17 protein-coding genes are annotated in these 22,992 nt (G+C 70.7%); 14 read left to right on the forward strand and 3 right to left on the reverse strand.

The genetic code is table 11. The annotated features are described in order from the left end of the window. Window positions 1-93 precede the first annotated feature (93 nt). Together miaB and HED23_RS08760 are read left to right on the forward strand one after the other, a co-directional pair. Complete coding sequence (miaB, locus tag HED23_RS08755) at window positions 94-1,614, forward strand: tRNA (N6-isopentenyl adenosine(37)-C2)-methylthiotransferase MiaB (RefSeq protein ID WP_203182837.1); 1,521 nt, start codon at window positions 94-96, stop codon at window positions 1,612-1,614. 14 nt (window positions 1,615-1,628) lie between these two features. Next, entirely contained in the window at window positions 1,629-2,348 is a 720-nt protein-coding gene (locus HED23_RS08760; protein WP_203182838.1) for a class III extradiol dioxygenase subunit B-like domain-containing protein, read from the forward strand. 79 nt (window positions 2,349-2,427) lie between these two features. On the opposite strand, the gene HED23_RS08765 is transcribed toward HED23_RS08760, so the two are convergent. After that, a complete protein-coding gene (locus HED23_RS08765) occupies window positions 2,428-2,673 on the reverse strand; it encodes an antitoxin (protein ID WP_203182839.1) in 246 nt (81 codons plus the stop codon). Window positions 2,674-2,849: 176 nt separating this feature from the next. Here HED23_RS08765 and miaA point away from each other — a divergent pair, with 176 nt between their 5' ends. From miaA to hflX, 6 genes are all read left to right on the forward strand, one after another. Then, a complete protein-coding gene (miaA, locus tag HED23_RS08770; RefSeq protein ID WP_203182840.1) occupies window positions 2,850-3,788 on the forward strand; it encodes a tRNA (adenosine(37)-N6)-dimethylallyltransferase MiaA in 939 nt (312 codons plus the stop codon). A 107-nt stretch (window positions 3,789-3,895) separates the two neighbouring features. Then, window positions 3,896-4,333 (forward strand): hypothetical protein, encoded by a 438-nt coding sequence (locus HED23_RS08775; protein ID WP_203187409.1) that lies wholly within the window; start codon window positions 3,896-3,898, stop codon window positions 4,331-4,333. Between the two features lie 142 nt (window positions 4,334-4,475). Then, the gene (gene dapF, locus HED23_RS08780; RefSeq protein WP_203182841.1) at window positions 4,476-5,348 is read left to right on the forward strand and encodes a diaminopimelate epimerase; all 873 of its coding nucleotides are present in this window, start codon (window positions 4,476-4,478) and stop codon (window positions 5,346-5,348) included. A gap of 140 nt (window positions 5,349-5,488) precedes the next feature. After that, window positions 5,489-7,636: a RelA/SpoT family protein gene (locus HED23_RS08785; RefSeq protein WP_203182842.1), complete on the forward strand. Its 2,148-nt coding sequence runs from the start codon at window positions 5,489-5,491 to the stop codon at window positions 7,634-7,636. 112 nt (window positions 7,637-7,748) lie between these two features. Then, window positions 7,749-9,239 carry a M1 family metallopeptidase gene (locus HED23_RS08790; RefSeq protein WP_203182843.1) on the forward strand — a complete coding sequence of 497 codons (1,491 nt, stop codon included), beginning with the start codon at window positions 7,749-7,751 and terminating at the stop codon, window positions 9,237-9,239. A gap of 194 nt (window positions 9,240-9,433) precedes the next feature. Then, entirely contained in the window at window positions 9,434-10,954 is a 1,521-nt protein-coding gene (hflX, locus tag HED23_RS08795; protein WP_203182844.1) for a GTPase HflX, read from the forward strand. A 310-nt stretch (window positions 10,955-11,264) separates the two neighbouring features. On the opposite strand, the gene HED23_RS08800 is transcribed toward hflX, so the two are convergent. Further along, window positions 11,265-12,485 carry a trypsin-like serine peptidase gene (locus tag HED23_RS08800; RefSeq protein ID WP_420803025.1) on the reverse strand — a complete coding sequence of 407 codons (1,221 nt, stop codon included), beginning with the start codon at window positions 12,483-12,485 and terminating at the stop codon, window positions 11,265-11,267. Window positions 12,486-12,816: 331 nt separating this feature from the next. Here HED23_RS08800 and HED23_RS08805 point away from each other — a divergent pair, with 331 nt between their 5' ends. From HED23_RS08805 to HED23_RS08825, 5 genes are read left to right on the forward strand one after another with little or no spacing between them, the layout of a single operon-like run. Continuing rightward, complete coding sequence (locus HED23_RS08805) at window positions 12,817-14,208, forward strand: diaminobutyrate--2-oxoglutarate transaminase family protein (protein WP_203182846.1); 1,392 nt, start codon at window positions 12,817-12,819, stop codon at window positions 14,206-14,208. A 28-nt stretch (window positions 14,209-14,236) separates the two neighbouring features. Continuing rightward, a complete protein-coding gene (locus HED23_RS08810) occupies window positions 14,237-16,144 on the forward strand; it encodes an IucA/IucC family protein (protein WP_203182847.1) in 1,908 nt (635 codons plus the stop codon). Window positions 16,145-16,175: 31 nt separating this feature from the next. Next, window positions 16,176-16,895, forward strand: coding sequence for a GNAT family N-acetyltransferase (locus HED23_RS08815; RefSeq protein WP_203182848.1), 720 nt, complete (start codon window positions 16,176-16,178; stop codon window positions 16,893-16,895). Window positions 16,896-16,955: 60 nt separating this feature from the next. After that, complete coding sequence (locus HED23_RS08820) at window positions 16,956-18,815, forward strand: IucA/IucC family protein (protein WP_203182849.1); 1,860 nt, start codon at window positions 16,956-16,958, stop codon at window positions 18,813-18,815. 50 nt (window positions 18,816-18,865) lie between these two features. Next, window positions 18,866-20,833 carry an ATP-dependent DNA helicase gene (locus HED23_RS08825; protein ID WP_203182850.1) on the forward strand — a complete coding sequence of 656 codons (1,968 nt, stop codon included), beginning with the start codon at window positions 18,866-18,868 and terminating at the stop codon, window positions 20,831-20,833. A 133-nt stretch (window positions 20,834-20,966) separates the two neighbouring features. On the opposite strand, the gene lexA is transcribed toward HED23_RS08825, so the two are convergent. Continuing rightward, window positions 20,967-21,764 carry a transcriptional repressor LexA gene (lexA, locus tag HED23_RS08830; RefSeq protein ID WP_203182851.1) on the reverse strand — a complete coding sequence of 266 codons (798 nt, stop codon included), beginning with the start codon at window positions 21,762-21,764 and terminating at the stop codon, window positions 20,967-20,969. 557 nt (window positions 21,765-22,321) lie between these two features. On the opposite strand from lexA, the gene nrdR reads away from it, so the two are divergent. Next, window positions 22,322-22,837, forward strand: a complete 516-nt coding sequence (gene nrdR, locus HED23_RS08835) for a transcriptional regulator NrdR (protein WP_203182852.1) — start codon at window positions 22,322-22,324, stop codon at window positions 22,835-22,837. The last annotated feature ends 155 nt before the right edge of the window (window positions 22,838-22,992 follow it).

The following is a 22,992-nucleotide window of genomic DNA, read 5'->3' on the forward strand; positions in this document are numbered from 1 at the left end:
ATCCTGCCAGGCCGTGCCCCGTCCTGGCCAGGCCGGATCCTGGGCACGGGCTCCGGCGGCGGGGGAGGCGCCGTCACCGCCTACCCTTGTCACATGACCAGCGGCAACCGGAGCGAAGCAGTGGACGTCCAGAAGAGCTACGAGGTACGCACTTACGGGTGCCAGATGAACGTCCACGACTCCGAGCGCTTGTCGGGGCTGCTGGAGGGTGCCGGATACGTGCGTGCCCCCGAGGGCTCCGACGGTGACGCCGATGTCGTCGTGTTCAACACCTGCGCTGTGCGTGAGAACGCCGACAACAAGCTCTACGGCAACCTCGGCCGCCTCGCCCCGATGAAGACGAAGCGCCCCGGGATGCAGATCGCCGTCGGCGGCTGTCTGGCACAGAAGGACCGCGACACCATCGTGCGGCGAGCCCCCTGGGTGGACGTCGTCTTCGGGACGCACAACATCGGCAAGCTGCCGGTGCTGCTCGAGCGCGCCCGGGTCCAGGAGGAGGCGCAGGTCGAGATCGCCGAGTCCCTTGAGGCGTTCCCCTCGACGCTCCCCACCCGCCGCGAGTCCGCGTACGCCGCGTGGGTGTCGATCTCCGTGGGCTGCAACAACACCTGCACCTTCTGCATCGTCCCCGCCCTGCGGGGCAAGGAGAAGGACCGCCGCACCGGTGACATCCTGGCCGAGATCGAGGCACTCGTGGCCGAGGGCGTCAGCGAGATCACCCTGCTCGGCCAGAACGTGAACGCCTACGGTTCCGACATCGGTGACCGCGAGGCGTTCTCCAAGCTGCTGAGGGCCTGCGGCACGATCGAGGGCCTGGAACGTGTCCGCTTCACCTCGCCCCACCCGCGCGACTTCACCGACGACGTGATCGCGGCGATGGCGGAGACCCCGAACGTGATGCCCCAGCTGCACATGCCGATGCAGTCGGGCTCGGACACGATCCTGAAGGCGATGCGCCGCTCCTACCGCCAGGAGCGCTTCCTCGGGATCATCGAGAAGGTGCGCGCCGCGATGCCGGACGCCGCCATCTCCACCGACATCATCGTCGGCTTCCCCGGTGAGACCGAGGAGGACTTCGAGCAGACCATGCACGCCGTGCGGGAGGCCCGCTTCGCGAACGCCTTCACCTTCCAGTACTCCAAGCGCCCCGGGACCCCCGCCGCCGACATGGAGGGGCAGATCCCCAAGGAGGTCGTCCAGGAGCGCTACATGCGCCTGTCCGCCCTCCAGGAGGAGATCTCCTGGGACGAGAACAAGAAGCAGGTCGGCCGCACCCTGGAGGTCATGGTCGCGGAGGGCGAGGGCCGCAAGGACGGCGCCACGCAGCGGCTCTCCGGCCGCGCCCCCGACAACCGCCTGGTCCACTTCACCAAGCCGTCCCAGGACGTGCGCCCCGGGGACGTGGTGACCGTCGAGATCACCTACGCCGCCCCGCATCACCTGCTCGCGGAAGGCGTTCCCCTGGACGTCCGGCGCACCAGATCGGGGGACGCCTGGGAGAAGCGCAACGCGGCACCGGCCGAACGGCCCGCCGGAGTCATGCTCGGCCTGCCCGGCATCGGCGCGCCCGCACCGCTGCCCGCGGCCGCCGCACCGGGGTGCGCCCGCGACTGAGTACGCTGACCGGCATGCTTGTCGCCGCCGCCGTCTGCCCCTGCCCGCCGCTCCTGGTTCCCGAGGTGGCCGTGGGAGCCGGGCCCGAACTCGACGCCGCGAGGAACGCGTGCCTCGACGCACTCGGCGTGCTCGCCGCCGCGAGACCGGATCTGCTGATCGTGGCCGGGCCCGCGGGAGCGGACGGCCGCGGACCGTTCCCTCCGGGGTCGGCAGGCTCATTCGCCGGATTCGGCGTCGACCTGACCGTGCGGCTGGGTGAGGCCCCCGCCGGGGCCGCCGTGCCGGAACGCCCGCTCCCGGCCTCACTCGCCGTAGGAGCCTGGCTGCTGGGCCGCGCACGGTGGGCCGGTGCCCCGGTCGAAGGCATCGGTGTGGACGAGTCGCTCGCCGCCGACCGCTGCCTGCGCACCGGAGCGGAACTGGCCGCCAGGTCCGAGCGGGTGGCCCTGCTGGTCATGGGCGACGGCAGCGCCTGTCGTACGGTCAAGGCGCCCGGCTACCTGGACGAGCGGGCGGTGGACTTCGACGCGGCGGCGGTCCGTGCGCTGGGCAGCGCGGACCTGGCGGTGCTGAGCGCTCTGGACGAGACGCTCGCGTACGAACTGAAGGCGGCGGGCCGGGCGCCCTGGCAGGTGCTCGCGGGCGCGGCCCGAGGCGCGGGCCTCGGCGGGCGACTGCTGTACGAGGACGCCCCGTACGGCGTGGGCTACGCCGTCGCGGCGTGGTCGTGACCCCCAGGCCTCCAGGCGTCACGGACAGGGGCCGTGGAGCGGCGTCGCTCCACGGCCCCCGACTGCTCCATGACCCGGGTCAGGGTGCGGGCGGCGGGGGCGGTGTACCGCCCTCGTTCTTGTGACCCAGGCGGTCGACCGCGTCCTTGGCCTTCTGCGTACCGGACACGATCTTGTCGCTGTACTTGCCCTTGGTCCTTTGGTCGACCGTTCGGGCCGCCTTGTCGAGGCCCTGGTCGATCTTGCCCCCGTGCTGCTGCGCGAGGTCGCCGACCTTCTCCTTGGCCGGGGCCAGCTTGGCCTTCAGGTTGTCCAGGAAACCCATGGGTCACCTTCCGTGCTGGGGGACTGTGATCACATTTTACTCGTCCGTGAGCAAACTCGCGTGACTCGCCGTGTGCGTCCGTGCAGAACGAGGGGGAGGCGGAGACGGACGGAACGGAAGACCGAGTGAGGCTCCTCCCGGTCGGGACGCGTCCCGAAGTTTGGGAGACTGTCCCGGTGAGAAGACCAGCTCCCACCCCCCGCGTCATCACCGTCGTCGGTCCCACCGCGGCCGGTAAGTCCGATCTGGGAGTGTTCCTCGCCCAGCAGCTCGGTGGTGAAGTGGTCAACGCCGACTCCATGCAGCTCTACAGGGGCATGGACATCGGTACCGCGAAGCTGACTCCTCCCGAGCGTGCCGGTGTCCCCCACCGGCTGCTGGACATCTGGGACGTCACCGAGGCCGCGAGCGTCGCCGAATACCAGCGGCTCGCCCGCGCCGAGATCGACCGGCTGCTGGCCGAAGGGCGTACTCCCGTCCTGGTGGGCGGCTCAGGTCTCTATGTGAAGGGCGCGATCGACGCCCTCGAGTTCCCCGGTACGGACCCGGACGTACGCGCCAGGCTCGAACAGGAGCTGACCGAGCGTGGCTCCGGGGCCCTCCACGCCAGGCTCGCCGTCGCGGACCCCCAGGCCGCCCGCGCCATCCTGGCTAGCAACGGCCGCCGGATCGTCCGCGCCCTGGAGGTCATCGAGATCACGGGCAAGCCCTTCACGGCGAACCTCCCGGGCGACGAAGCGGTCTACGACTCCCTCCAGATCGGTGTGGACGTCGGACGCCCCGAACTCGACGAACGGATCCGCACGCGCGTGGACCGGATGTGGGAGGCGGGGCTCGTGGACGAGGTCCGAGACCTGGAGGCGCGCGGACTGCGCGAGGGGCTCACAGCCTCGCGTGCGCTCGGTTACCAGCAGGTGCTCGCGGCGCTCGCGGGGGAGTGCACCGAGGAGGAGGCGCGCACGGAGACCGTACGCGCCACCAAACGCTTCGCGCGCCGCCAGGACTCATGGTTCCGGCGCGACCCGCGCGTGCGGTGGCTGAGTGGTTCCGAGGAAGACCGCGGGGAACTCCCGCACCGGGCGCTGACGTTGGTCGAACGAGCGGTTACAGCCTGATCACGTGATGGCATCGGGAAGCTCCGCCCGTCATTTCGGCGGCCGGGGCCGTGCCATCATCGAGCATCGATCGACCAGTGGAGTCCGAGTTGGGAGGGCGCGTGGCGATGGAGGCCGGCCCTCGCGACACAGACCGAGACGCACCGCTCACGCAGCACGAGGCGGGGCGTCTGAGCCCTGACGGGCCCGATGAGCACGACGTGGCCCCCGAGGTCGAGGTCGAGCTCCGCCCCGCCCGCCGCATGCGTATCTGGCAGCTGGCACCGATCGTGGGGCTTGCCGCGGTCGGCTCCCTCATGTTCGCCTTCCCGCTCGCCTTCGAGTTCGGCGGCGGCGGTGCCGTCGTGGCGATGCTGGGACTGCTGATCAGCTGCTGCGCCGCGGGCTGGGGCATGATGGCGGCCCGCCGCGTCGGCCACACCTGGCCCGGTCTGCCGGCCAGGGGATCGAAGGAAAGCCCCGACTGGCGGGTGATCGCGCTGTACGTGGCCGTCGGCGCCGCCCTGGTGGCCCTGGCCGTCTGGCGCGTGGCAAGGCTCCGCTGACCCCCCTGGCCCTCGTGGCCCGGCTCGCTCGTGGGGCCCTGGCCCTCCGGTGTGCTGCCCGGCTCGGCGACCGGTCAGGGCTGCGTGGGCCGGGGCGGGCCCGGTTCCGCCGGCTGTCGGCGGAGCCTCGTACAGTTGCCTCGTGAGCACTTCGCAGATCACCTTCCTCAAGGGCCACGGCACCGAGAACGACTTCGTGATCGTTCCCGACCCGGACAACGCCCTCGACCTGCCGGTTCCCGTAGTCGCCCGGCTCTGCGACCGCCGGGCGGGCATCGGCGGCGACGGGCTGCTGCACGTCGTGCGGTCGGCGGGGCATCCTGAGGCGCGGGACATGGCCGAGGAGGCCGAGTGGTTCATGGACTACCGCAACGCCGACGGTTCGATCGCCGAGATGTGCGGGAACGGGGTGCGCGTCTTCGCCCGCTTCCTGCAGCATGCCGGGCTCGTCGCCGAAGGTGACCTGGCCATCGCGACCAGGGGTGGGGTCAAGCGGGTCCACATCGCCAAGGACGGCGACGTCACCGTCTCCATGGGGCAGGCCGTACTGCCGGAGGACGGTGTCACGGTCACCGTGGCCGGCCGCAGCTGGGAGGCCCGCAACGTCAACATGGGCAATCCGCACGCCGTCGCGTTCGTCGAGGACCTCGCACACGCCGGGGAGCTCTACTCCGTACCGCCGTTCAGCCCGCAGTCCGTCTACCCGGACGGAGTCAACATCGAGTTCGTCGCGGACCGCGGGCCCCGGCACGTCGCGATGCGCGTCCACGAGCGCGGATCGGGCGAGACCCGGTCCTGCGGCACCGGCGCCTGTGCGGTGGCCGTCGCCGCCGCCCGCAGGGACGGCCTGGACCCCGCGCAGACCGGAGCCCCGGCCACGTACACGGTGGACCTGCCCGGCGGCACCCTGGTGATCACCGAATACCCGGACGGCGGGATCGACATGACCGGGCCCGCCGTGATCGTCGCGGAAGGCGTCATCGACCCCGCCTGGCTCGAAACGGTGATCGGTTAGAGCTTCGCTCGAATGGGTGATCCGTTTCACGCTGGGCGAGAGCTGGACTGCGCCACGTGGTGGGGTCGATAGCATCAAGCACCGGCCCGGGGGTGTATCCGCACCTCTCCACCGCCGGTCGACGTCGCCGGAGGTGCCCCATGAGTGCAGAGGCCACCAATCCAGGTGCTCCCCTTCGCAAGCGCGGTCGTCCACGGATCGATCTGCGCAGGCTGGGCCGAGTCGCCCTGCTCGGGCCGGTCTCCCGTGACCGGCTGCCCGATGCCATCGGGCATGTCGCGGAGGCCCACCGCGCGCACTACCCGGACGCCGACCTGACCATCCTGCGCAAGGCCTATGTACTCGCCGAGTCCTCCCATCGCGGACAGATGCGCAAGAGCGGCGAGCCTTACATCACCCATCCGCTGGCCGTCACCCTGATCCTCGCCGAACTCGGCGCGGAGACGACGACCCTGACGGCCTCGCTCCTCCACGACACCGTCGAGGACACCGAGGTGACCCTCGATCAGGTGAGGGAGGAGTTCGGTGACGAGGTCTGCTATCTGGTCGACGGCGTGACCAAGCTCGAGAAGGTCGACTACGGGGCCGCGGCCGAGCCCGAGACCTTCCGCAAGATGCTCGTCGCCACCGGGAACGACGTGCGCGTCATGTCGATCAAACTGGCAGACCGGCTCCACAACATGCGGACCCTCGGCGTCATGCGGCCGGAGAAGCAGGCCAGGATCGCCAAGGTCACGCGGGACGTGCTCATCCCTCTCGCGGAACGCCTCGGCGTGCAGGCTCTCAAGACGGAGCTGGAGGACCTGGTCTTCGCGATCCTGCATCCGGAGGAGTACGAGCGCACCCAGACCCTGATCTCTGCTCGGAGCGGCGCGCAGAACCCGCTCACGGAGATCGCCGACAGCGTCAGATCGACTCTGCGGGACGCCGGCATCAGCGCCGAAGTACTCATCAGACCGCGTCACTTCGTATCGGTGCACCGGGTGAGGATGAAACGCGGAGAGATGCGGGGCACCGACTTCGGACGGCTGCTGGTGCTGGTCGGGGAGGACGCCGACTGTTACGCCGTCCTGGGCGAACTGCACACCTGTTTCACCCCGGTGATCTCCGAGTTCAAGGACTTCATCGCGGCCCCCAAGTTCAATCTCTACCAGTCGCTGCACACGGCGGTCGTCGGCCCGGAGGGCGCGGTCGCCGAAGTCCTCATCCGCACGCACCGGATGCACAAGGTCGCCGAGGCGGGCGTCGTCGCTCTCGGCAACCCGTACACACAGGACGGCACCACCGCGGCGCACCAGGCCGAGCCCGCAGACGGAGAGCGCGCCGACCCGACCAGACCCGGCTGGCTCTCCCGCCTCCTGGAATGGCAGGAATCGGCAACCGACTCCGACACGTTCTGGGCCACGCTGCGCGCCGACCTCGCACAGGACCGGGAGATCACGGTCTTCCGCACCGACGGCGGGACGCTCGGGCTGCCGGCGGGCGCGAGCTGCATCGACGCCGCCTACGCGCAGTACGGCGACGAGGCCCACGGCTGTATCGGAGCCCGCGTCAACGGCCGGCTCGCCACACTGAGCACGGCACTCAACGACGGCGACACGGTGCAGCTGCTGCTCGCGCAGGACGCCTCGTCCGGTCCCTCCCCGGAGTGGCTCGACCACGCGCGTACCCCCGCCGCCCGGATCGCGATCACGGCATGGCTCGATGCCCATCCGGACGGTGTGCAGGGACCGAACAAGAGCAGGTCCGACGCCCCCAGGCCGCAGGCCCAGTCCGCCGACGACGCGTCGAGCAGCAGGGGGAGGACCGTGGGCCGGGCTCCGAGCGTGGCCGTGGACACGCCGGGTGCGCCGGTCCGGCTCGCCGGCTGCTGCACCCCGGTCCCGCCCGACGCCATCATCGGTTTCACGGTGCGCGGCGGAGCCGTCACCGTGCACCGAGAGGAGTGCCCGGCCGTTGCCCGCATGCGGGAGATCGGCCGGGCGGCCGTCGGGGCACGCTGGAGCGACCCGGGCGACTGGAGCGGCACCGCCGACTACCGGGTCACCCTCGTCGCCGAGTCCTTCGGGCGGCCCCGGCTCCTCGCCGATCTCACCGAGGCCATCGCGACCGCGGACGCGGCCATCGTGTCCGCGACCGTCGAGCCGCCCAGCGAGCAGCGTGTCCGGCACACGTACACCCTTCAGCTACCGGACGCGGCCGGGCTGCCGGGCCTGATGCGGGCCATGCGGGATGTACCCGGCGTCTACGACGTGAGCCGCGCCCAGCAGCCGGCCGCCACGGGCTGACCGCTCCTGCCGGGCTCTTCTTGCCGCGCCCCGGCGACCCCGTTCGGGTGCGTTCGGGTGGTGCGGCGCGCGCCACCCCCTGTGGACGGGCGCGCGCTGGTAGCCGTAGTCCATGCCGCTCACCTCCCGCCGACTGCGTGCCGCTCTGCTGGCCACCGCGTCGGTCACCCTCGTCGCCGCCACCCTGCCGGCACCTGCCCCGCTCGGCATCGGCGACCGTCTGTTCCCCCACCTCGGCAATCCGGGCTACGACGTCCTCTCCTACGACATCTCGCTCACCTACAAGGGCAGCAACACCAAGCCCCTCGACGCAGTCACCACGATCGACGCACGGACCACCGCCCCCCTGGAACGGATCAACCTCGACTTCGCGCGGGGCGACGTCCGTTCCGTCGAAGTCAACGGGACGAACTCGGATTTCGCCGCCGCGGGTGAGGACCTGGTCGTCGACGCACCCTCCCCCGTCCCGGCCGGGGCGCCCGTGCGGATCACCGTCCGGCACACGAGCGACCCCTCGGGGGACCAGGCCAACGGTGGCTGGGTCCGGACCTCGGACGGTCTCGCGATGGCCAACCAGGCCGACGCCGCACACCGGGTCTTCCCCGGCAACGACCACCCCTCCGACAAGGCGTACTTCACCTTCCGGGTGACCGCGCCGAAGGGGATCACAGTCGTTGCGGGCGGCCTCCCCGCAGGGAAGCGGGACCACGCGGGATCCAGCACCTGGACCTACCGCACCGAGCACCCGATGGCCACGGAACTGGCCCAGGTGTCCATCGGCCGCTCCGCCGTCCTGCACCGCACCGGTCCGCACGGGCTGCCGGTGCGTGACGTGGTGCCCGCGGCCGACGCCGAGAAGCTGGAGCCTTGGCTGAAGAAGACCCCGTCGCAGCTGGCGTGGATGGAGGAACAGGTCGGCCCGTACCCGTTCGAGACGTACGGACTGCTGGTCGCCGACACCGAGACGGGCTTCGAGCTGGAGACCCAGACACTCTCGCTCTTCGAACGCTCCATGTTCACCGGGATCGGATACCCGGAGTGGTACGTCGAATCGGTCATGGTGCACGAGCTCGCCCATCAGTGGTTCGGCAACAGCGTCTCCCCGCGGTCCTGGTCCGATCTGTGGCTCAACGAAGGACACGCCACCTGGTACGAGGCCCGCTACGCCGAGGAACACGCGCAGAAGCCCATGGAACGCCGGATGCGTGAGGCCTACGCCCGCTCCGACGCCTGGCGCGCCGCGGGCGGCCCGCCCGCCCACCCGGACGTCCCTACCCCCGACCACAAGATCAGCTTGTTCAGGCCGGTCGTGTACGACGGCAGCGCACTCATCCTGTACGCGCTGCGTGAGGAGATCGGTGAGGCTGCTTTCGACCGCCTGGAGCGGACCTGGGTGCGAGCCCACCGGAACCGGTCGGCGACCACCCGGCAGTTCACCGACCTGGCGTCGACGATCGCGGGACGGGACCTGACGGCGTTCTTCGACGGCTGGCTGTACGGGAAGAAGACACCGCCGATGCCGGGGCACCCGGACTGGCGCACCGAGGCCACCCGCGGCGCCGGGGACGGTCGGAGCCCCGAGCGGGCACCGAAACCCGAGTGACGAGCCGCGTGGGCGCCGGAAGACCCGGTGACGAGCCGGGCGTATGCCGAAACCCGAGTGACGGGCCGAGCGGGGACATGCCACTATCGACGCGTCGGCACGGCGGCCGGCCGGTGGATCTCCCCCCGGGGAATCTTCCGGCGGGGTCACGCGTTGTGACTGGCGTACCGGACTTCTATCGACGTAAGGATCCAATGACCTCCTCTTCCTCCCTTCCCCAGGACGCGCAGGACGCGCAGAGCGCCACGGAAACCAACTCCGAGAGCCTCACCGAGAGCCTTCGGGCCGACGCCCTGATGGAAGAGGACGTCGCCTGGAGCCACGAGATCGACGGAGAGCGGGACGGCGACCAGCTCGACCGTTCCGAACGCGCGGCGCTGCGCCGTGTGGCGGGCCTCTCCACCGAGCTCGAGGACGTCACCGAGGTCGAGTACCGACAGCTGCGCCTGGAGCGCGTGGTCCTGGTCGGTGTCTGGACATCGGGGACGGTCCACGATGCGGAGATCTCGCTCGCGGAGCTCGCGGCACTCGCCGAGACGGCGGGCGCCCAGGTGCTCGACGCCGTGTTCCAGCGGCGAGACAAGCCGGACCCGGCCACCTACATCGGCTCGGGCAAGGCGCTGGAGCTGCGCGACATCGTTCTCGAGTCGGGGGCCGACACCGTCGTCTGCGACGGTGAGCTCAGCCCCGGCCAGCTCATCCACCTGGAGGACGTCGTCAAGGTCAAGGTGGTCGACAGGACCGCCCTGATCCTCGACATCTTCGCCCAGCACGCCAAGTCGCGTGAGGGCAAGGCCCAGGTGTCGCTGGCACAGATGCAGTACATGCTGCCGCGCCTGCGCGGCTGGGGTCAGTCCCTGTCCCGGCAGATGGGTGGCGGCGGTTCCAGCGGCGGTGGCGGCATGGCCACGCGTGGTCCCGGTGAGACCAAGATCGAGACGGACCGTCGACGGATCCGCGAGAAGATGGCGAAGATGCGCCGGGAGATCGCGGAGATGAAGACCGGCCGGGAGATCAAGCGCCAGGAACGCAAGCGCAACAAGGTGCCCTCCGTGGCGATCGCCGGTTACACCAACGCCGGGAAGTCCTCGCTGCTCAACCGGCTGACCGGCGCGGGCGTCCTCGTGGAGAACGCCCTCTTCGCGACCCTCGACCCGACCGTGCGCCGGGCCGAGACCCCCAGTGGCCGGACCTACACCCTGGCCGACACCGTCGGATTCGTGCGGCATCTGCCCCACCACCTGGTCGAGGCGTTCCGCTCGACCATGGAGGAGGTCGGTGACGCCGACCTGATCCTGCACGTGGTGGACGGATCCCACCCGGTGCCGGAGGAGCAGCTCGCCGCCGTGCGTCAGGTGATCAGGGAGGTCGGCGCGGTCGACGTACCCGAGATCGTGGTGATCAACAAGGCGGACGCGGCCGACCCGCTCGTCCTGCAGCGACTGCTGCGCACCGAGAAGCACGCGATCGCGGTTTCCGCGCGGACCGGTGCAGGCGTCGACGAGCTGCTCGCGCTCATCGACGCCGAGTTGCCGCGGCCGTCCGTGGAGATCGAGGCGCTCGTGCCCTACACCCAGGGCGGGCTCGTCTCGCGGGTGTATGCCGAGGGCGAGGTGATCTCCGAGGAGCACACGCCGGAGGGCACGCTGCTCAAGGCACGGGTCCACGAGCAGCTCGGAGCCGACCTGGCGGTCTTCGCACCGGTGGCTCACTGACGCGGTAGATCGCACGCGGTATCCGCGTGCCGTTCGCACGAAGGCCGGGCTTCCCTCACACAGGGAAGCCCGGCCTTCGCGCGTGGCCCTCTGACCGCGTGTTCGTCGTGCTGAGGATGCCCCGTGCGCCCTGACGAGCGGCAGGGGCGGTGCCGCCGGACGGGCATCGGTAGCCCGTGGCACGGAGCGGGCTGCCGGAAACCGTGCCGGCGGGGATCGCAGCAGACGGTTCCCTCGCGGCCTCGCGGCCTCACGGCGACCAGGGCCCCGGCCGGCCGTTGCCGTACCGGGGCTCTGGTCGCGTGCGGCCCTACTGTCCCGCGTACTTCTTGCTGACAGCCTCGTAGATGCCCTTGGCTTCCTTGCCCAGGCGGGGGCCGGCCAGCCAGCCCGCCGTCACCGGGCCGATGGAGGTGTTGGAGACGAGCGCGGGCTTGCCGTCCTGGCCGTTCGCGACCCAGCCGCCACCGGAGGAACCACCGGTCATGGTGCAGCCGATGCGGTACATCGTCGGCTGCTGCTCGAACACGGCCAGGCGGCCCGGCTTGTCAGCGCACTGGAGGGCCTTCTGGCCGTCGAACGGCGGGGCCGCCGGATAGCCGGTCGCCGTCATGCTGTCGATCTCGGGGACTGCCGGGGCATCGAATTCGACCGGCAGCGCCGAACCGACGGTCTCCTCCAGCGACTTGCCCGTCGATCCCTTCTCCGGAGCGACCTGCAGCACGGCGAAGTCGTACGGAGCGCCCTGGCCGCCGGTCGCGGCGCCCTGGTCGATCCACTGCTCGGAGGTCTGCGCCCACTGGCCCCACCACACGCCGTACGGGGCCACGTCCTCGATGGACGCGCTCTCCAGCTCGGCCGTCGACATGCCGCTGTTGTTGTACGACGGGACGAAGGCGATGTTGCGGTACCAGCCGCCGTTCTTACCCGCGTGCACGCAATGCCCGGCGGTCCACACCATGTTGGACTTGCCGGGGCGGGCCGGGTCCTGCACCACGGTCGCCGAGCAGACCATCGAACCGTCGGGGCCGTCGAAGAGGAGCTTGCCGGACTCCGGAGCGCTGTCGTGGTACGGCGTCCGTACGTCGGCCGCCTCGACCGGTGCCGGGGTCGGGTCCGTCACTCCCTCGTCGCCGGAGATGTCGTTGTCGACCGGGTTCTCCGGGGGCTTGTCGGCCTCCCGCATCCGGTCCGGGTCCCAGAGGTCCTCGATGATGGGGTTGACGTAGTCCTTGGCCTCACGCAGCCACTTGTCCTTGTCCCAGTTCTTCCACTCGCCGTCCCTCCACTTGTCGAGGTCGATCCCGTGCTCCTTGAGCCGGTCCTTGAGATCCTCCGGGATCGTGACCTTTCCGTCGGAGGACTGGCCGGTGGAACTGCTCGGCTCGCTGATCGCCCCGTCCTCCTCCGGCCCGCAGGCGGTGGCGGTGAGCGTCAGGACAGCGGCAAGGGCGGCTGCGGCGAACACCCGAGAGGTGCGACGGGCGCTCCCCCCGCGGTGTGCGGTATCGATCGGGCGCATGGGTCGCATCTGGTGATCCCCCTGGGACTTCGTCACTGACTTCGGTACCGCACTGCGGACTTGGGGTGCGTGGCACGGACCCGCGGGCCACGGCGCACACCCCCGGAGCGGCGGCTCCGTCCCGAGTGCGGCCCCTACTATGCCGGTGCCGAAGGGGACGGTGCGCGGCAGGGCCACGGTTCCGCCCGCGCAAGGATCTTCCGATTTACCCGTGATCTCCCGCGTTCTCCGTCGTTGGTACGTACGGGGGAGCCCCGGACCGCGTTCATCGGCGCAGTCCGTCGCCCAGGGGCAGTACCGATGCGCAACGCAACTGTTACCGCAGGAGGACCGAAAAGCCGTGGCCGTGACCGAACCAGCTCCGGTGGCATCTCCCCCTGCGCACGAAGGCATCCTGCGGCGTCAGGCGCTGCGTGAATCGGCTGCCCGCACCTATGCGCGGTCCCTGCCCATCGTGCCGGTGCGCGCGCGGGGCATGACCATCGAGGGCGCTGACGGACGACGCTACCTCGACTGCCTGTCAGGGGCGGGCACCCTCGCCCTCGGCCACAACCACCCCGTCGTGCTCGAGGCCATCAGGGAGGTCATCGACTCCGGCGCTCCGCTGCACGTGCTCGATCTCGCCACACCCGTCAAGGACGCCTTCACGACCGAGCTGTTCGCCACTCTGCCGCGCGAGCTGGCCGACAGCGCCCGGATCCAGTTCTGCGGTCCGGCCGGCACGGACGCCGTGGAGGCGGCGTTCAAGCTGGTCCGCGCAGCGAGCGGGCGCAGTGAACTCCTCGCCTTCACCGGCGCGTACCACGGGATGACCGCAGGTGCCCTGGCCGCCTCGGGCGGTGCCCCGGACGTACGCGTGACGAGGCTGCCCTTCCCGCAGAACTACCGCTGCCCCTTCGGAATCGGCGGGGAGCGGGGCGCGGACATCGCCGCGCACTGGACGGAATACCTCCTGGACGACCCCAAGGGCGGAGTGTCCGCTCCGGCCGCCATGATTCTGGAGCCGGTCCAGGGCGAGGGCGGGGTGAATCCCGCCCCGGACGGCTGGATGCGCCGGATGCGGAAGATCACCCAGGAGCGTTCCGTCGCCCTGATCGCGGACGAGGTGCAGACCGGAGTCGGCAGGACCGGCACCTTCTGGGCGGTCGAGCACAGCGGTATCGTGCCCGACGTGATGGTGCTCTCGAAAGCCATCGGCGGCTCGCTGCCCCTCGCGGTGATCGTCTACCGGGCCGAGCTCGACCTCTGGCAGCCGGGCGCCCACGCCGGCACCTTCCGGGGCAATCAGCTGGCCATGGCGGCCGGGGCCGCCACCCTGGCGTACGTGCGCGAGAACGGGCTCGCCGAACGCGCCGGGACGCTGGGCGGGCGCATGCTCGCAAGGCTGCAGGCGCTGAGCGCGGATCATCCGAGCATCGGTGACGTCCGGGGCCGTGGCCTGATGATCGGTATCGAGCTGGTCGACCCCGAGGCCGAACCGCTCACCGTCACCGCCGAGAACGGCTCCGCCCCGCCGCCCGATCCCGCACTCGCCGCAGCCGTGCAGCAGGAATGCCTGAGGCGTGGCCTCATCGTCGAACTCGGCGGGCGGCACAGCGCCGTGGTCCGCCTGCTCCCTCCCCTCACCCTCACCGACGAACAGGCGACCGCGGTCGTCGACCGCCTGGCCGACGCGCTGAGAGCGGCCGAGCGCTCTCCGTACCGCCGGGCATCAGCCGGGCCGACCCGCTGATCCCGGACCCCTCACAAGGAAGACCGCCGTGAACCCCACCCCTGCGCCCGAGGCCGACGGCCCCCGCACCAGCCAGCAGCGAGGACATGACCTGCCGGAGGGCCCTCTCGCAGTCGAGTCGACGACCGTGCCGCGCCAGAAGGCCGGTCCGCACGGAACCCCGCGGACCGTCGCGGGCACCGCCCCGGACCGTCCCGGCCTGACGGACCAGGACCCGCTGGATCATCCGGACCCCCTCCGCGCCGCGGACTCGGCCGGTACGGAGAATCTGCTGCGCTGCTGGACCAGGGAGAACGACCTGCCCCGTCCGCAGGGAACCACCTTGCGCATCCCGCTCCCCGCGAGCGGCACCGCCCTGATCGTCCCCGTCACCCACTGGTCCGCGACGGGGTGGCACCGCTTCGGGACGCCGACGCTGGAGAACGCCCCCGCCGGCGCGCCGGGCGTCGAAGCCGTCATGGTGGCCGCTCTGCTGAGCCGCGAGAGCGAGCGGAACGCGGGAGTGGATCTGGTGGCCAGGGTCGCCGACTCCGTACGGCAGACGGCGGTCTTCATCGCGGAACGGCGCCGCACACCGACCTCGCCGTCCGAGGCCGACCTCTTCCTCACCGCCGAGCAGTCCCTCGTCCTCGGCCACCCCCTGCACCCCACGCCCAAGAGCCGCGAAGGACTCTCCGAATCCGAGACGCTGCTCTACTCACCTGAGCTGTGCGGCTCCTTCCCGCTCCACTGGATGGCAGTGGACCGTGCCGTGCTGGCCACGGAGTCGTCGTGGACCAAGGCCGGCAGGCCTGTCCCGGCGGAGGCGCTGCTCGCGCCCCACGCCGCAGATCTGAGCCTCCCCGAGGGGACGACGGCCCTCCCGCTCCACCCCTGGCAGGCCGCGGAGGTCCTGCGCCGTCCCGAGGTCGTCGCACTGTGCGAGAAGGGCCTCCTCCACGACCTCGGTCCGTACGGGGAGCGCTGGCACCCCACCTCCTCCGTCCGCACCGTGCACCGCCCCGGGTCCGACCTCATGCTGAAACTGTCCCTGGGCGTACGGATCACCAACTCCCGCCGGGAGAACCTCCGCAAGGAACTCCACCGCGGTGCCGAGGTCCACCGGCTGCTGCGCACCGGACTCGCCGACCGGTGGAAGGAGGCGCACCCGGGCTTCGACATCGTCCGGGACCCCGCCTGGCTGGCCGTCGACCACCCGGACGGCAGTCCCGTCCCCGGCCTCGACGTGATGCTCCGCCACAATCCCTTCGGCCCCGCGGACGACGCGGTGTGCATCGCCGGACTGACCGCTCCCCGCCCGTGGCCCGGCCGCCCGGGCACGCACTCGCGCCTCGCCGACACGGTCTCCTCGCTGGCCGCCCGTACGGGAAGGACGATCGGGGCGGTGTGCGCCGAGTGGTTCCTGCGATACCTCGACCGCGTCGTCCTGCCCGTCCTCTGGCTCGACGCGCACGCAGGCGTCGCCCTGGAGGCCCACCAGCAGAACACCCTCGTCCTCCTCGACCCGGACGGCTGGCCCGTCGGCGGAAGGTACCGCGACAACCAGGGCTACTACTTCCGTGAGTCCCACCGGTCCGCACTCGAACGCCGGCTGCCGGGCATCGGCGTCGTCAGCGACACCTTCGTCTCCGACGCCGTAACCGACGAGAGGCTCGCCTACTACCTCGGCATCAACAACGTGTTCGGGCTGATCGGGGCCTTCGGTGCTCAGCGGCTGGCCGACGAGCGACTACTCCTCGCCGCGTTCCGCCGCTTCCTCGAAGGCGCCGCCGGGCTGGGCTCCTCCCTGCCCGCCTACCTGCTGGAAACAGGGCGGCTCCGCTGCAAGGCCAACCTGCTGACCCGGATGCACGGCCTCGACGAACTCGTCGGCCCGGTGGACACACAGTCCGTGTACGTCACCATCGCCAATCCGCTCCGCAGCGACCAGGCGTGACCGCCTGAACCCACGAGAGGAGAGCGTCACGGTGCGTCAAGCCGATGCCCGCACCGGGACCGGTGCCGTCCCGCCCGACGTCACCGGAACCGAGGACACCCTGGAGCTGCGGCTCACCGAAGAGCTCCTCGCCCTGCTCGGTGACGCCCCCGCGGCGGCCGCCGCGAGGGAGGACGCCTCCGCTCTCGTGGGTGACCCCGGCGCTTGGGGTCCGGTCACCACCTCCGCCGGACTGTTCCGACTGGTCGCGGTGGAACCCGAGCGTGACCTGGCGGTGATCAGCCGCTGGATGAACGACCCCGCGGTGGCGGCCTTCTGGGAACTCGCCGGACCCGAATCGGTCACCGCCGCCCACATCCGCCCGCAGCTCGCGGGGGACGGCCGTAGCGTCCCCTGCCTCGGCGTCCTGGGCGGGACGCCCATGAGCTACTGGGAGATCTACCGCGCGGACCTCGACCCGCTGGCCCGTCACTATCCCGCACGGCCGCACGACGTCGGGGTCCATCTGCTCATCGGCGGTGTGGGCAACCGCGGACGGGGCATCGGCGGCGTCCTGCTCAGAGCTGTCTCCGACCTCGTACTCGACAACCGCCCGCTCTGCGGACGTGTGGTCGCGGAGCCGGACCTGCGCAACACCCCGTCCGTGTCCGCCTTCCTGAGCGCCGGTTTCCGCTTCTGCGCGGAAGTGGACCTGCCCGACAAGCAAGCCGCCCTGATGGTCCGTGACCGAGCCCACCGTGAACACCTGTGAACAACTCGCCGCACCGCACAGCCCGCTCGAACCCCATCGGTCCCACCCGGAGGAGTCCCCGTGCCGACATACCCTGCGAGCCATCATCCGGCGGAAGCCCACAAGCCGTTCGACACCCCGGAGCTCAACCGGACCGTCTGGGACCGGGCTGCGGCGAGGCTCCTCGCCAAGATGCTCGGTGAGTTCGCCTACGAGGAGGTCATCGAGCCAGCACCCCGGACCGACGACGGCGCCGGGCGGACCGGTGACTACACCCTGCCGCTCGACGACGGCGCGATCCTCAGCTTCCACGCCCGGCGCGGTGTCTACGGTGGCTGGCGCGTCGATCCCGCGACGATCCGCGAGAGCGCCGCCGGACGCATCGGGGACAGCAGCACGGACGCGAAGCCCTTCCGCGACCCGCTGCGCTTCCTCGCCCGCGGCCGCCGTCTCCTCGGGCTCGACGGCGCCACGCTCGGCCACCTCATCCGTGAGCTCACCGCCACGCTCACAGCCGACGCCCGTCTCGACCACACCGCGCTCCGGGCGGCGCAGCTCGCCGAACTCCCGTACGCCGAACTCGAAGGCCACCAGACGGGCCACCCCTGGCTCGTGGCGAACAAGGGCCGTCTCGGGTTCTCCGCCGCCGACGCCGCCCGCTACACACCGGAAGCCCGGACGGCCACCGCGCTGCCCTGGATCGCCGTCAGCACCCGCATAGCGGGATACCGGGGAGTGGGCCGAGTCGCCGCCCCCGAAGACCTCTACGACCAGGAACTGGACCCGCACGTCCGGGAATCCTTCGCCGCGATCCTGCGCGGACGGCAGCTCGATCCCGCGGACTACCTGTTCCTGCCCGTGCACCCGTGGCAGTGGGACGAATGGATCGTCCCGCTCTTCGCCCCCGCGATCGCGGACGGCGAGATCGTGCCTCTGCACGCGGACGACGACCTCCGGCTGCCGCAGCAGTCCATCCGTACGTTCACCGATGTGAGCCGGCCCGACCGGCACACGGTCAAGCTGCCCCTGTCGATCCTCAACACCCTCGTCTGGCGTGGTCTGCCGACCGAACGCACCCTCGCCGCCCCGGCCGTCACCGCGTGGGTCCAGGGACTGCGTGACGGCGATCCGTTCCTCCGTGACACCTGCGGTGTCATTCTGCTCGGCGAGGTCGCCTCGGTGGCCGTCGAGCACCCGCTCTACGATCACCTCCCGGAGTCTCCGTACCAGTTCAAGGAGATCCTCGGGGCGATCTGGCGGGAACCGCTCCAGCCACGCCTGGCACCCGGCGAACAGGCCCGCACGCTGGCCGCTCTGCTGCACACGGACCCCGACGGGCGCTCCTTCACCGCGGAGCTCGTCGCCCGCTCGGGACTGGCCCCCGCCGCCTGGCTGACCCGGCTCTTCTCGGCGCTGCTGCCACCGCTGCTCCACTTCCTGTACCGCTACGGCACGGTGTTCTCCCCGCACGGCGAGAACGCCATCGTGGTCTTCGACGAGAACGACGTACCGGTACGTCTCGCGATCAAGGACTTCGTCGACGACGTCAACGTCAGTGCCCGGAACCTGCCCGAGCACGACGCGATGCCCGCGGACGTCCGCGCGATCCTGCTCACGGAGGAGCCCTCCTTCCTCACTCAGTTCATCCACTCCGGGCTCTTCGTGGGTGTCTTCCGCTATCTGTCCCCGCTCTGCGAGGAACAACTGGACGTCCCGGAGGATGAATTCTGGTCACTCGTCCGTGCCGAGATCCTGCGGCACCACGCACGCTTCCCCGACCTCAAGGAGCGGTTCGAGATCTTCGACATGCTGACGCCGACGATCGAGCGCCTGTGTCTCAACCGCAACCGTCTGCATCTGGACGGCTACCGTGACCGGCCGGAGCGCCCGCACGCCGCCGTCCACGGCAGCGTCCCCAACCCGCTCCACCCCTCCGGGTGAGGCCGGGACCGATCGATGTTGTCAGTGGGGCGCCGTAGGGTGGACGCGCTATGACGAAGCCATCTCTTCCCGAGCTCCTCCACGCCGCCGTCACCGCTGTCGGCGGTACGGAACGGCCCGGCCAGGTCTCCATGGCCGAGGCCGTCGCCGAGGCGGTCGACGACAACGCCCATCTGCTCGTCCAGGCCGGTACAGGCACGGGCAAGTCCCTCGGCTACCTGGTGCCGGCGCTGGCCCACGGTGAACGGGTCGTGGTGGCGACGGCGACACTTGCCCTCCAGCGCCAGCTGGTGGAGCGGGACCTGCCGCGTACGGTCGACGCGCTGCACCCGCTGCTGCGCCGCCGGCCGCAGTTCGCCATGCTCAAGGGCCGTTCGAACTACCTCTGTCTGCACCGGCTCCACGAAGGGGCGCCGCAGGACGAGGAGGAGGGGCTCTTCGACCAGTTCGAAGCGGCGGCGCCTTCGAGCAAGCTGGGCCAGGACCTGCTGCGTCTGCGCGACTGGTCGGACGAGACGGAGACCGGCGACCGGGACGACATGACGCCGGGTGTGTCGGACCGGGCATGGTCCCAGATCTCCGTCTCCTCGCGTGAGTGCCTCGGCGCAACGAAATGCGCGTACGGTGCCGAGTGCTTCGCGGAGGCGGCCCGTGAGCGGGCCAAGCTCGCCGACGTCGTCGTGACCAACCACGCCCTGCTCGCGATCGACGCGATCGAGGGCGCCCCTGTGCTGCCCAAGCATGAGGTGCTCATCGTCGACGAGGCCCATGAGCTGGTCTCCCGGGTCACCGGAGTGGCCACCGGCGAGCTCAACCCCGGCCAGGTGAACCGCGCGGTGCGCCGCGCGGCGAAGCTGGTCAACGAGAAGGCGGCCGACGCCCTGATGACTGCGTCGGAGGGATTCGAGCGGGTCATGGAGCTCGCGCTCCCCGGCCGCCTCGAAGAGGTGCCGGAGGACCTCGGCTACGCGCTGACGGCGCTTCGCGACGCCGCGCGTACGGTGATCACCGCCCTCGGCGGCACCCGCGACAAGTCCGTCCAGGACGAGGACGCGGTGCGCAAGCAGGCCATGGCGTCGGTGGAGTCCATCCACAGTGTCGCGGAGCGCATCACACAGGGCTCCGAGTACGACGTCGTCTGGTACGAACGCCATGACCGCTTCGGGGCGTCGGTCAGGGTCGCCCCACTCTCCGTGTCAGGGCTGCTGCGCGAGAAGCTGTTCGCCGACCGCTCGGTGGTGCTGACGTCGGCCACGCTCAAGCTGGGCGGCGATTTCAACGGAGTGGGAGCGTCGCTGGGGCTGGCTCCCGAAGGGACGGCGGGCGACGACATCCCGCAGTGGAAGGGCCTCGACGTCGGGTCGCCCTTCGACTATCCGAGGCAGGGCATCCTGTACGTCGCCCGCCACCTGGCCACGCCTGGGCGGGAGGGATCCCGCACCGACATGCTCGACGAGCTCGCGGAGCTGGTCGAGGCCGCGGGCGGCCGTACCCTGGGCCTGTTCTCGTCGATGCGGGCGGCTCAGGCGGCAGCGGAGGAACTACGCGGCCGCCAGGACAAGCCGATCCTGCTGCAAGGTGAGGAGACGCTCGGAGAGCTCATCAAGAACTTCGCGGCGGACCCCGAGACCTGTCTCTTCGGGACGCTGTCTCTCTGGCAGGGCGTCGACGTCCCCGGCCCGAGCTGTCAGCTCGTGGTCATGGACCGGATTCCCTTTCCCCGGCCGGACGACCCCCTGATGAGCGCCCGCCAGAAGGCGGTCGAGGAGGCCGGCGGCAACGGGTTCATGGCGGTGGCGGCGACGCATGCGGCGCTGCTGATGGCGCAGGGCGCCGGGCGGCTCGTCCGGGCCATGGGCGACAAGGGTGTGGTCGCCGTGCTCGACCCCCGGCTGGCCAACGCCCGGTACGGAAGCTACCTCCGCGCCTCGCTGCCTGATTTCTGGTACACCACGGACCGGAATCAGGCGCGGCGCTCGCTCGCGGCCATCGACGGGGCGGCCAAGGCCGCGAGCTGATCGGAGGGCGGGCCGCCGGGGCGGGGTCCCGGGAGGCCCGCCTCAGGCGCCCAGCCCCAAGGCAGGGTGACGGACGCGTCAGGGCCCCGGGATCGGCGCAGAGATCCCGGGGCCCAGTCCGAACCGGCAGGTGTCAGACCCGCCGCAGCACCGCCACGACCTTGCCCAGAATCGTCGCCTCGTCACCGGGGATCGGCTGGTAGGCGGAGTTGTGCGGGAGCAGCCATACATGGCCGTCCTCGCGCTTGAACCGCTTCACCGTGGCTTCACCGTCCAGCATGGCCGCCACGATGTCGCCGTTCTCCGCGACGGGCTGGCGTCGGACGGTTACCCAGTCGCCATCCATGATCGCTGCCTCGATCATCGAGTCGCCCACGACCTTCAGCACGAACAGCTCGCCGTCGCCGACGAGCTGGCGGGGCAGGGGAAAGACGTCCTCGACGGATTCCTCGGCGAGGATCGGCCCGCCGGCCGCGATCCGTCCGACCAGCGGCACGTAGGAGGCCGCGGGCTTCCCCGTGGTGTCGGTCGACTGTGTGCTGGGCTGGTCCGAGCCCCGGACCTCGTACGCGCGCGGCCGGTGAGGGTCGCGACGGAGGAAGCCCTTACGCTCCAGGGCCATCAGCTGGTGGGCGACCGACGAGGTGCTGGACAAGCCCACTGCCTGGCCGATCTCGCGCATGGACGGGGGATACCCTCGCCTCTGCACCGAATCCCGGATCACCTCGATCACACGCCGCTGCCGGTCCGTGAGCCCCGAGCTGTCCGCCCGGATCCCGGGAGGTCGGCCGGGCAAGGAGCGCGCGGGGCGCGTGGGCTCTGGCCCCTCCGCGTTCATGACTGAGTCATTCATGGCATGCACCGGCTCAAGTCGGCCCTGGGAGCGGTGGTCCTGGGCGGTGATGGTGGCGCTGTCTGCGGTGGTGGTCACGTCGGCCCCTCTCGAATGGTCTCCCTGGTTAGGCAACGGTAGTAGCTTTCGAAAGGTTGCGCCAAACACACGTTCGAGTGAAAAACAAATAAAGGGCTGTCACGGGCTTACCGAGAGGTGTATGAGCTGATGCGGCGAGCCGTGCTCCGGTGCTGGTTCCCGGCGGGATCCGGCGGTGGCTCCCGGGGCCACGCTAGCGTTCCATCCCTTCGCCCCCGTGCTCGGGGGTGCGTGCCCCCGTGTGCCGTGGCGGGTCCTTCCCGGGACCTGTCGGTGCCTGCCCGCCGGGCGCCCCGCGGCCTCGGCCGGTGCGCTTTTCCCGTACCCTCGTGCCGGGCCCAGGCTGCCTCCCGGCTCGTGGGAGTGCGCGACACGCGCGGAGGGTCGGGGTAGGGCAAAACCCTAGATGTAGTGGTTGCATTGCTGTCACTGCCCATAGCTAGTGGTCCCCGGTCCATCGGGGCAGAGTTCATCGCCTATGCTTGTGGCTGTCCTCAGGGGCCCTGAACAGGGCACGGAGGGCTATTCAGTCGTGCTGTGAAGGAGGGTTCGGAGATATGCACTGCCCCTTCTGCAGGCACCCCGACAGCCGGGTCGTGGACAGTCGCACCACGGACGACGGGACGTCGATCCGACGGCGCCGTCAGTGCCCCGACTGCTCCCGTCGCTTCACGACGGTGGAGACCTGTTCGCTGATGGTGGTCAAGCGGAGCGGCGTGACCGAGCCCTTCAGCCGCACCAAGGTGATCTCGGGGGTCCGCAAGGCCTGCCAGGGCCGCCCCGTCACCGAGGATGCCCTGGCGAAGCTCGGTCAGCGGGTCGAGGAGGCCGTGCGGGCCACGGGGAGTGCCGAACTGACGACACACGACGTGGGGCTGGCCATACTCGGCCCGCTGCAGGAGCTCGACCTCGTCGCGTACCTGCGTTTCGCATCGGTGTACCGGGCGTTCAACTCGCTCGAAGACTTCGAGACGGCCATCGCGGAACTCCGCGAACAGCGGCCCCGCGCGGAGCAAAGCGGGGGTGGCGAGACCCTTGAGGTCCCTGCCCCCGCCGCGGTCGCCGCTGACTGACCGCCGAGTCTGCCGGCAGGGGCGGCCGAGCCGGCGGCAGGCGGCACCAGACCTGTTCCGAGCGCTGTGCGTGGCGTCCGGAGCATCAGACACACACTGTGCCCTGGGAAGAACTGGGCACTTCAGGGCGTTTTTGCCCACATATGGGAGGCGGC

This window comes from Streptomyces pratensis (assembly GCF_016804005.1).
In the GTDB taxonomy this organism is placed as follows: domain Bacteria; phylum Actinomycetota; class Actinomycetes; order Streptomycetales; family Streptomycetaceae; genus Streptomyces; species Streptomyces pratensis_A.